The sequence below is a fragment of the Streptomyces sp. M-16 genome (genome assembly GCF_052114405.1).
Classification (GTDB): domain Bacteria; phylum Actinomycetota; class Actinomycetes; order Streptomycetales; family Streptomycetaceae; genus Streptomyces.
The window spans coordinates 26,678-36,822 of record NZ_JBFRER010000070.1; the positions used below are offsets into that span (position 1 = coordinate 26,678).

Consider the following 10,145-nt stretch of genomic DNA (forward strand, 5'->3'; position numbering starts at 1 on the left):
GCAGCTCCCCGGGCCGCCGCCGGGGGCGTACGGGCCTTCGCGGCGGGCGGGGTCCCGACGCGCGCGGGCGGGCCCGGTACGCGCCCCCGCCCGGCCGGCAAGGGCGCCGCCCGGCCACCCGTCTCCCTGACCCGCCACGAGACGAAACACCCCGTCAGAACCGGGGCCGGCGGGGGCGGTCCCTCCCCCGCACCCGCCGGCCCGGCGGATCCGCTCCCCGCCGCGCCCCCGCACACGGACCCCGCCCGGCCCGACCCGCAGGCCGGCGCCCCACAGCCCGGCGCTCCCGCACGCCCCGACCCCGCACAGCCCGACCCGCGGGCCGCCGACCCCGCCCGGCCCGACCCGGCGCCGCCCGGGGAGTCCGCACAGCCGCCCCTGACGGAACCCGCGCGGGCCTTCGACGCCCTCTACCTCTGCGCCGCCCCCGCGCTCGTCCGCCAGGCCTACCTGCTCACCGGCCGCCGCGCCCTCGCCCGGCAGTCCGTCGAGCACGCCTTCCGCCAGGCCTGGGGACGCTGGCCCGAGGTGGCCACCGACCCGGATCCCGTCGGCTGGGTCCGGGCCGTGGCGTACGAGTACGCCCTCTCGCCCTGGCACCGGTTCCGCCGCGCGTACCGCGCCCACGACCCCGCCCCGGTCGAACCCGTCGACCGGATGCTGCTGGACGCCCTGCTCGACCTGCCGCCCGTACACCGCAGGACCGTGCTGCTCTACGACGGCATCGGCCTCGACCTGCCCGACACCGCCGCCGAGACCGAGGCCAGCACCCCGGCCGCCGGGAACCGGCTGCTGCGCGCCCACGCCACCCTGGCCGAGCGGGTTCCCGGGCTGGCCGACGTACCGCCGGAGAAGCAGTCCGCCGCGCTGCGCGAGCTGCTCGGCGGGCTCCGGCCCGCCGTCCCGCTGGAACCCCGCAGCACCCCGGCCACCGTCCGCTCCCTCACCGAGCGCACGGCCCGGCGGTGGTCGCGGGCGGCGATCTGCCTCACCGCGGCGATCGCCGTGGCGACCGGGTACACCGCCGTCACCGCGCCGGACCGGTACGAGCCCCCGGTCGCACCGGGCAGCAGCGTCTCCGGGGTTCCTCCGCACAGCGGCCCGCAGCGGCTCACCGACCAGAGCCGGGAGCTCCGGGAACGGCTGCGGGGCGACCCGGCGTCCGGCCMCGCCCGTACACGTGCGGAAGACGAGAACGACTACTTGGCGTTCAGGATCTCGCGCGCCAGCTTGGCGGTCTCGGTCGGCGTCTTGCCGACCTTGACGCCGGCGGCCTCAAGGGCCTCCTTCTTGGCCTGTGYGGTGCCGGAAGAGCCGGAGACGATGGCGCCGGCGTGGCCCATGGTCTTGCCCTCGGGGGCGGTGAAGCCCGCGACGTAACCGACGACCGGCTTGGTGACGTTCTTCGCGATGAAGTCCGCCGCACGCTCCTCGGCGTCGCCGCCGATCTCGCCGATCATGACGATGAGCTCGGTGTCCGGGTCGGCCTCGAAGGCCTCCAGGGCGTCGATGTGCGTGGTGCCGATGACCGGGTCGCCACCGATGCCGACGGCGGAGGTGAAGCCGATGTCACGGAGCTCGTACATCATCTGGTAGGTCAGCGTGCCGGACTTGGACACGAGACCGATCTTGCCGGGCTTGGTGATGTCGCCCGGGATGATGCCGGCGTTGGACTGGCCGGGGGTGATCAGACCCGGGCAGTTCGGGCCGATGATCCGGGTCTTGTTGCCCTTGGCGGTCGCGTACGCCCAGAAGGCGGCGGAGTCGTGCACCGCGATGCCCTCGGTGATGACGACGGCCAGCGGGATCTCGGCGTCGATGGCCTCGACGACGGCGGCCTTGGCGAAGGCCGGCGGGACGAAGAGGACGGAGACGTTGGCGCCCGTCTTCTCCATCGCCTCGGCGACGGAACCGAAGACCGGGACCTCGGTGCCGTCGAAGTCGACGGTGGTGCCGGCCTTGCGCGGGTTCACGCCGCCGACGATGTTGGTGCCGTCAGCCAGCATCAGCTTGGTGTGCTTCATGCCCGTGGCACCGGTCATGCCCTGGACGATGACCTTGCTGTCCTTGTTGAGGAAGATAGCCATGTGAGTCTGTGACCTCTGCCCTTACTTCGCAGCCGCGAGCTCGGCGGCCTTGTCGGCCGCGCCGTCCATGGTGTCCACGCGCTGCACCAGCGGGTGGTTGGCGTCCGAGAGGATCTTGCGACCCAGCTCGGCGTTGTTGCCGTCGAGGCGGACGACCAGCGGCTTGGTGACCGCCTCGCCCTTGTCCGCGAGCAGCTGCAGGGCCTGGACGATGCCGTTGGCGACCTCGTCACACGCGGTGATGCCACCGAAGACGTTGACGAACACGGACTTGACGTCCGGGTCGCCGAGGATGATCTCAAGACCGTTGGCCATGACGGCGGCGGAGGCGCCGCCACCGATGTCCAGGAAGTTGGCGGGCTTGACGCCACCGTGGTTCTCGCCGGCGTACGCGACGACGTCGAGGGTGCTCATGACGAGACCCGCGCCGTTGCCGATGATGCCGACCTCACCGTCGAGCTTGACGTAGTTGAGGTTCTTCGCCTTGGCGGCGGCCTCCAGCGGGTTCGCGGCAGCGTGGTCCACGAACTCCTCGTGACCCGGCTGGCGGAACTCGGCGTTCTCGTCGAGCGAGACCTTGCCGTCGAGCGCGATGACGTCGCCGTTGGCGACCTTCGCGAGCGGGTTGACCTCGACGAGGAGCGCGTCCTCGGCGATGAAGGTCGCCCACAGGGTCACGAGGACCTCGGCGACCTTCTCGGCGACCTCGGCCGGGAACTTCGCCAGCGCGACGATCTCGCGGGCCTTCTCGATGGTCACGCCCTCGTTGGCGTTCACCGGGACCTTGGCGAGCTTCTCCGGGGTCTCCTCGGCGACCTGCTCGATGTCCATGCCGCCCGCGACCGAGGCCATGGCCAGGAAGGTGCGGTTGGTGCGGTCGAGGAGGTACGAGACGTAGTACTCCTCCAGGATCTCCGGAGCGGTCTCGGCGATCATCACCTTGTGGACCGTGTGGCCCTTGATGTCCATGCCGAGGATGTCCGTCGCGCGGGCGACGGCCTCGTCCGGGGTGGCGGCGAGCTTGACGCCGCCGGCCTTGCCGCGGCCGCCGACCTTCACCTGGGCCTTGACGACCGACTTGCCGCCCAGCTTCTCGGTGGCCTCGCGAGCCGCCTCAGGCGTGTCGATGACTTCACCGGCCAGCACCGGTACACCGTGCTTGGCGAAGAGGTCCCTCGCCTGGTACTCGAACAGGTCCACGCGCGTCCGTCCCTTGTCTTCAAAGATTCGCAGTGATTCGCGGTTGTCTGCTATCTGCGTGGGCGTGCCGCGAAGGGCAACGTGACGGCGCTGTCACAGGGGAGGCGCACACGGTGACCGTGGACGCGGCATGTCCGTCTCGCAGGTTATCCCCGTGGGCCGTAGGTCCCTAAATCGCAGATCACACCTGCGCGGTGATACCTGTCACAGATCGCCTCACGGTTGAACTGCAACTTCGTGTGATCTGCCGATTTGCGTCAGCGTCCTCACGTGCTGGGCAGGGGCCGCTTCTCCAGTGCCGCCGCCATCACGTCCGGGAACAGGTCGGGGGTGCAGGCGAAGGCGGGCGCGCCGAGTGCGGCGAGCGCCGCCGCGTGTTCGCGATCGTAGGCGGGAGCGCCCTCGTCGGACAGTGCGAGGAGGGTCACGAATTCCACCCCGTCGGCCTTCATCGCCGCGACCCGTTTGATCATCTCGTCGCGTATGCCGCCCTCGTAGAGATCGCTGATCAGGACCACGACCGTGTCGGCGGGACGGGTGATCCGGGACCGGCAGTAGGCGAGGGCGCGGTTGATGTCGGTGCCGCCGCCGAGCTGGGTGCCGAAGAGGACGTCGACCGGGTCGTCGAGCCGGTCGGTCAGGTCGACGACGGCCGTGTCGAAGACGACCAGGCGGGTCGCGATCGAGCGCATGGACGCCAGGACCGCTCCGAAGACGGAGGCGTAGACGACGGAGGCCGCCATCGAACCCGACTGGTCGACGCAGAGGACGACCTCCTTGCGGACCGCCCGCGCGGACCGGCCGTGGCCGACGAGGCGCTCCGGCACGACCGTCCGGTGCTCGGGCAGGTAGTTCTTCAGGTTCGCCCGGATGGTCCGGTCCCAGTCGATGTCGCGGTGGCGGGGGCGGGCGGTCCGCGCCGACCGGTCGAGCGCGCCCGTCACCGTGGCCCTCGTGCGGGAGGCCAGACGCCGCTCCAGTTCCTCCACCACCTTGCGGACCACGGCCCGCGCGGTCTCCCTGGTGGTGTCCGGCATCGCCTTGTTCAGCGACAGCAGGGTGCCGACCAGGTGGACGTCCGGCTCGACGGCCTCCAGCATCTCCGGTTCCAGCAGCAGCGTGGACAGGCCGAGCCGGTCGATGGCGTCCCGCTGCATGACCTGGACCACCGTGGTGGGGAAGTACGTACGGATGTCCCCGAGCCAGCGCGCCACCTGCGGCGCGGAGCCCCCGAGCCCGGCGGACCGCTCCCCCGCGGGCCGCCCGCCGCCGGCGCCGCTGCCCCCGTACAGCGCTTCGAGGGCGGCGTCCATCGCGGCGTCCCGCCCGGCCGGCGCGTACCCCGTGCCGTCGGCCTCGCCGCCGCCGAGCACCATCCGCCAGCGCCGCAGCCGCTCGTCCCCCGCGACGGCGTCCGTCGCCGTCGCCTCCCCGGCCGTCGTCGGCCGGTCCCGCTCCGTCATCCGTCCTGCCCCCTCCGCTCGTTCCCTACGTTCCCTTCGTTCCCGCACGGCCCCGGCGCCCCTGCGTCCCGCCGCCTCACCCCGCCGCGGCCAGCAGCAGGCGGGCCAGGGCCTCCGCCGCGGCCGCGCGGGCCGGGTCGAGGTCCGGGGCGAAGCCCTCGGGGGCGGCGCGGGCAGCCGAGCGTCCCCGCCCGGCGTCGGGGCCCCGGCGCACCAGCTCGCCCAGGCTGCGCTTCACCCCGGTCTCGTACGCCCCGAACGTCCGCCGCAGCAGCGGCAGCACGTCGACGAAGGCTCCCGGCGGCACCGACACCAGCCAGGTGTCGATCAGACCCAGCAGCCGCTCGTCGTGCACCAGCAGGGTGCCGCCGCCCGCGTTCCCCCCGGCGAAGCCCTCGATCCAGCCCGCCGCGTCGGCCGGGGCCGCCGCCGGGGACAGCGCGAGCCCCATCAGCCGCGCCGTCTCCCCGGCGGGGRGCCGGCCGCCGTCCAGCAGCAGCCGGGCGGCCCGGCCGCGGATCACCCCGGGCACGGCGTCCCGCCCGGCCAGCGTCCGCAGTACCCCCGACCAGCGCTCGCGCAGCCCCGGGTCGGCGTCCGCCAGCAGGGCGACCGCTCCGTGCACCCCGTCCACGTGCCCGCGCAGCGCCGCCGCCCCGTCGGCGGCCGGCCCGGCCGCGCAGGCCGCGGGCAGTGCCACGCAGATCCGCTCCGCCAGCCCCGCCGCGACCGTGCCCAGGGCCGACGCGTCGGTTCCCCGCACGTCCCCGTAGCGCAGCGAACGGGCCAGCGCGGGGAGCGCCCCGGCGAGCCGGGCCACGTCCGTGTCGAGCGCCGCCCGGTCGGCGAGGGCCCGCAGTACGGCGGGCAGCGCCTCGGACAGCCCGGCCAGCAGGCACCGCTCGGCCAGCGCCGTGATCTCGGCCAGCTCCCCGGCGCTCCGGGCTTCGGCCTCCGCCTTGGCGGTGGCGGCCCCCGGGACGGTGGTGCCCCAGATCCCGGCCTCGGCCGTCCGTACCGACAGCTCGGGCTCCCAGCACAGCCGCCAGGTCTCGCGGAAGGTGCCCGTACCGCTGCGGGAGGCGGTGGGCACGCCCCAGTCGACGCCGAGCAGCCGCAGCCGGTGCAGCAGCAGGGACTTGGCCGCGTCGGTGTCCTTGCGCAGGTCGAGCTCCAGGTCGCGGCTCTGCGCCTCGGCCTTGAGGCGCAGGCTGCGCATGCGGCGGGTGAGGTCCCGCTGGAGCGGAACGGCGGGCGCGGTCTCGGGTACCTCGCCGAGCACGTCGCCGACGACGAGCCGGTCCTCGATCAGCGCGAGCGGCACGTCGGAGCCGTCGCACATGACCGCCCGGACGGCCTCCAGCGTCTCGGTGAGACCGGGCAGCGGACGGCCCCGCAGGGCGGCCAGGGTCCCGGCGAGGCGGACCGTCTCGATGACGTGCGCCGGGGAGACCTGCCGGTCCTCCTCGCGCAGCAGGCCCGCGACCTTGGTCAGCCACCGCTCGACGGGCCGGTCCCGGGCCGCGAAGAGGTGGGCGTACCAGCCGGGCGAGGTGATGCCCGCGCCGTATCCGCCGGCCCTGGCGAGCCTGCGGTGGGTCCACGGCACCCAGGTGGTCTCCACCTTGGTCCTGGGGAGTCCGGTGAGCAGGGCCCGGTCGGCGGCGGCCGTGGTCGCGGCGCGCAGCGCCGGTACGTGCCAGGCCCCGCACACCACGGCGTAGTCCGCGCCGAACTCCCGGCGGGCGGCCCGCATCCGCTGGCGCATGTACGCCTCGCGGACCAGGTCGTGGGGGCGGCCGCCGTCCCCGTGGGTCTCGCGCAGGGCGCCCATCGCCTCGGCGAGCGCTGCGAAGGGGGCCAGCGGATCCCGTGCGGCGCCGGCGTCCCGGTGTTCGACCACGTCCTCCCACCAGCGCTCCGGATCGTCGTACCCGGCGGCCCCGGCGAGCGCCGCGAGCGGGTCCACCGGTACGGAGCCGGCTTCGCCGTCGTCCTCGTCCCGCCCGGGGGCGGCGGCCAGCGTGTGCGCGGCCGGCAGGTCGATGAAGCGCACCGGCACGTCCCGGGCCTGGGCCCAGCGCAGGGCGACCCACTCCGGGGAGAAGGAGGCGAGCGGCCAGAACGCGGCCCGGCCCGGATCGTCCGCCGCGTGGGCGAGCAGGGCGACGGGCGGGCGCATGCCCGGTTCGGCGGCCAGAGCCAGCAGGGCGTCCCCTTCGGGCGGCCCCTCGATCAGCACGGCCCGCGGTTGCGCCGCGTCGAGCGCGGCCCGTACCGACCGGGCGGATCCCGGGCCGTGGTGGCGCACCCCGAGCAGCAGTGGTGCCGCGGCCCCCGGGCTCATGCCGTCACCTCCCGGCAGGCGCGGTAGAAGTCCTTCCAGCCGTCCCGCTCGCGGACGACCGCCTCCAGGTACTCCTGCCAGACGAGCCGGTCGGCGGCCGGGTCGCGCACGACGGCGCCGAGAATGCCGGCGGCCACGTCGGAGGGGCGCAGGACGCCGTCGCCGAAGTGGGCGGCCAGCGCCAGCCCGCCGGTGACCACGGAGATGGCCTCGGCGGTGGAGAGGGTGCCGCTGGGCGACTTCACCTTGGTGCGGCCGTCGCCGGTGACGCCCTCGCGCAGCTCCCGGAAGACGGTGACGACCCGGCGGATCTCCTCCAGTCCCTCGGGGGCGGCCGGCAGGTCCAGGGAGCGGCCCAGCTGGTCGACGCGGCGGGCGACGATGTCGACCTCGGCGTCGGCGGTGGCTGGCAGCGGCAGCACCACGGTGTTGAAGCGGCGGCGCAGCGCGCTGGAGAGCTCGTTGACCCCGCGGTCGCGGTCGTTGGCGGTGGCGATGAGGTTGAACCCGCGTACGGCCTGCACCTCCTGACCGAGCTCCGGTATCGGGAGCGTCTTCTCGGACAGGACGGTGATGAGGGTGTCCTGGACGTCGGCGGGGATGCGGGTGAGCTCCTCGACGCGGGCGGTCGAGCCCTCGGCCATGGCCCGCATGACGGGGCTGGGGACGAGTGCCTCGCGGCTGGGGCCGTGGGCGAGGAGGCGGGCGTAGTTCCAGCCGTAGCGGATGGCTTCCTCGGGGGTGCCGGCGGTGCCCTGGACCAGGAGGGTGGAATCGCCGCTGACGGCTGCCGCGAGGTGCTCGGAGACCCAGGTCTTGGCGGTGCCGGGGACCCCGAGGAGGAGCAGGGCGCGGTCGGTGGCGAGGGTGCTGACGGCGACCTCGACGATCCTGCGCGGGCCGACGTACTTGGGCGTGATGACGGTGGCGTCGGCGAGCGTGCCTCCGAGCAGGTAGGTGGCGACGGCCCACGGGGAGAGTTTCCAGCGGGCCGGACGGGGCCGGTCGTCGGCCGCTTCCAGGGCTTTCAGTTCGTGCGCGAAGGCGTCTTCGGCGTGCGGTCGCAGCGCTTCGCCGGCGGTGTCGGTCCCGGGCATGGTCATGGTCCCCCTCCAATGCTCGACAGCCGTTCCCGACTGCTGTGTCCAACCGTGCACCACGCCACTGACAACACCCTCTGATCTCAGCGTTGTTGCAGGTCAGAGCGATTGTCAGTGGGGGTCTCTACGGTGGTTCACATGACTGGGCAGCAGGTCCGCTGGACGGCGGAACAGGTACTGGCTCTGGCACCTGACGATGCGTCACGCAAGGCGGGAGGGAAGCTTGGAGGGGAGGGTTCGTGGTCGCAGACCGGAGGTTCCGCTTCCGGTGCCGTGTGGGGGTTGTGCAAGGGCAGCGGCAGCACGCCGTACCGGACGGTCGTGGACCTCACCGGACCGGCCTACAACTGCTCCTGCCCGAGCCGGAAGTTCCCGTGCAAGCACGCGCTGGGACTGCTGCTGCTCTGGGCGGGCCCGGGGGTGGGGGATCCCGTCGCGGCTCCGGACTGGGCCGGGGAATGGCTGGCGGGGCGGACGGACCGGGCGGAGCGCCGGACGGCCGGCCCGGTGGACGCCGAGGCGGCCCGCAAGCGGGCCGAGCGCCGGGCCGGGCGCGTCGGGACGGGGGTCGCCGAGCTGGAGCGGCGGCTCTCGGACGTGCTGAGCGAGGGGCTCGCCGGACAGGAGCGGACGGGCTACGCCGGCTGGGAGGAGACCGCGGCCCGGATGGTCGACGCCCAGGCACCGGGACTCGCCTCCCGCGTAAGGGAGTTGGGAGCAATACCCGGTTGCGGCGCCGGCTGGCCCGCCCGGATGCTTGAGGAGTTCGCGCTGCTGCACCTGTTGGACCGGGCCTGGCTGGGGGTGTCCGGGCTGCCGGGGCCGCTGGCCGCGACCGTCCGCAGCCGGGTGGGGCTGCCGCAGTCGGCGGAGGGGGAGGCCGTCGGGGACCAATGGCTCGTACTGGCCCAGTACGACTCGGTGTCCGCGGACGGCCGGCTCACCACCCGCCGGACGTGGCTGTGGGGGCTGGGGAGCGGGCGCCCGGCCCTGGTGCTGGACTTCGGCCCGCCCGGGCGGCCGCCGGAGCTGGCACTGCCCGTCGGACTGGCACTGGAGGCGGAAGTCCGCTTCCGGCCCGGCTCGGCGGGACTCCGGGGGGACCTGGGGGACCGCACCGTCACGGCGGCGGCCCCCGGGGTGCCCGCGGGGGTGAGCACCGGCGAGGCCCTGGAGGCCTACGGGGCCGCGCTGCGGGAGGACCCGTGGCTGGAGTCCTGGCCGGTGGTGCTGGGCCCGGTGATCCCGATACCGGGGGAAGCGGGTGACGGGGCCTGGCAGATCGCGGACGCGGAGGGGGCGTCCGCGCTGCCGGTGACCCTCGCCCAGGGCCGCTCGCGGTCCGGACTGTGGCAGCTCGCCGCCCTCTCGGGCGGTGGCCCCGTCACGGTCTTCGGCGAGTGCGGCCACCGCGGCTTCACCCCGCTGACGGCCTGGGATCCGCACACCGCGGAGCCGGTCGCCCTGGGGTGACGGGGCCCGGGGGGCCGTGCGAAGGAGGGGAACGGCGGATCGGGGCCGGAAGGACCGGTACCGGAAGGGACCGGAAAGACCGGGATCCGCCCTGCACGTCGAGTACCCGGAACGGGGCGCGGGGGCGCCGCCGTACGGGATGAGAAAGCCGGGGGGCTTTGTGATGAACGACAACCACGCCAGCTGACGCATGCCCCGGTCCCGCCCAGGGGGCGGGACCGGGGCACGGACACGGACACGCACACGCACACGCACACGCACACGGACACGCGAGAAGACGAGGGAGGGGGTCCGGTGAACGACATCGACCAGGCCGGCGGTACGACGGCGACGGACGGGGACGGGGACGGGGACGGGGAGCGGGACTGGGAGGACCTGGTCGCGAGCGCGCTGCTGGGCACCGAGCGGCGGGGCGGCTCGCCTCGGGCGCTGCTCGGCGCGGCGGCGGTACGGACGGTGCGCCGCCGCGCCGGGC

General features: G+C 74.4%; 7 protein-coding genes. 2 read left to right on the forward strand and 5 right to left on the reverse strand.

The genetic code is table 11. The features are described 5' to 3' along the window. Positions 1-1,199: 1,199 nt before the first annotated feature. The 5 genes from sucD to AB4039_RS27300 form a co-directional block, all read right to left on the reverse strand. A complete protein-coding gene (sucD, locus tag AB4039_RS27280; RefSeq protein ID WP_442272030.1) occupies positions 1,200-2,087 on the reverse strand; it encodes a succinate--CoA ligase subunit alpha in 888 nt (295 codons plus the stop codon). Positions 2,088-2,108: 21 nt separating this feature from the next. Further along, entirely contained in the window at positions 2,109-3,287 is a 1,179-nt protein-coding gene (gene sucC / locus AB4039_RS27285) for an ADP-forming succinate--CoA ligase subunit beta (RefSeq protein ID WP_266841255.1), read from the reverse strand. A gap of 266 nt (positions 3,288-3,553) precedes the next feature. Then, positions 3,554-4,750, reverse strand: a complete 1,197-nt coding sequence (locus AB4039_RS27290; protein WP_442272031.1) for a VWA domain-containing protein — start codon at positions 4,748-4,750, stop codon at positions 3,554-3,556. 76 nt (positions 4,751-4,826) lie between these two features. Then, positions 4,827-7,097 (reverse strand): DUF5682 family protein, encoded by a 2,271-nt coding sequence (locus tag AB4039_RS27295; protein WP_442272032.1) that lies wholly within the window; start codon positions 7,095-7,097, stop codon positions 4,827-4,829. Further along, positions 7,094-8,200, reverse strand: coding sequence for an ATP-binding protein (locus AB4039_RS27300; RefSeq protein ID WP_266841252.1), 1,107 nt, complete (start codon positions 8,198-8,200; stop codon positions 7,094-7,096). The genes AB4039_RS27295 and AB4039_RS27300 overlap by 4 nt, the downstream gene beginning before the upstream one ends. A gap of 135 nt (positions 8,201-8,335) precedes the next feature. On the opposite strand from AB4039_RS27300, the gene AB4039_RS27305 reads away from it, so the two are divergent. Together AB4039_RS27305 and AB4039_RS27310 are read left to right on the forward strand one after the other, a co-directional pair. After that, a complete protein-coding gene (locus AB4039_RS27305; protein WP_442272033.1) occupies positions 8,336-9,670 on the forward strand; it encodes an SWIM zinc finger family protein in 1,335 nt (444 codons plus the stop codon). Between the two features lie 294 nt (positions 9,671-9,964). Then, positions 9,965-10,145, forward strand: a 181-nt coding sequence (locus tag AB4039_RS27310) for a hypothetical protein (protein WP_442272034.1), incomplete at its 3' end; no start/stop codon positions are given.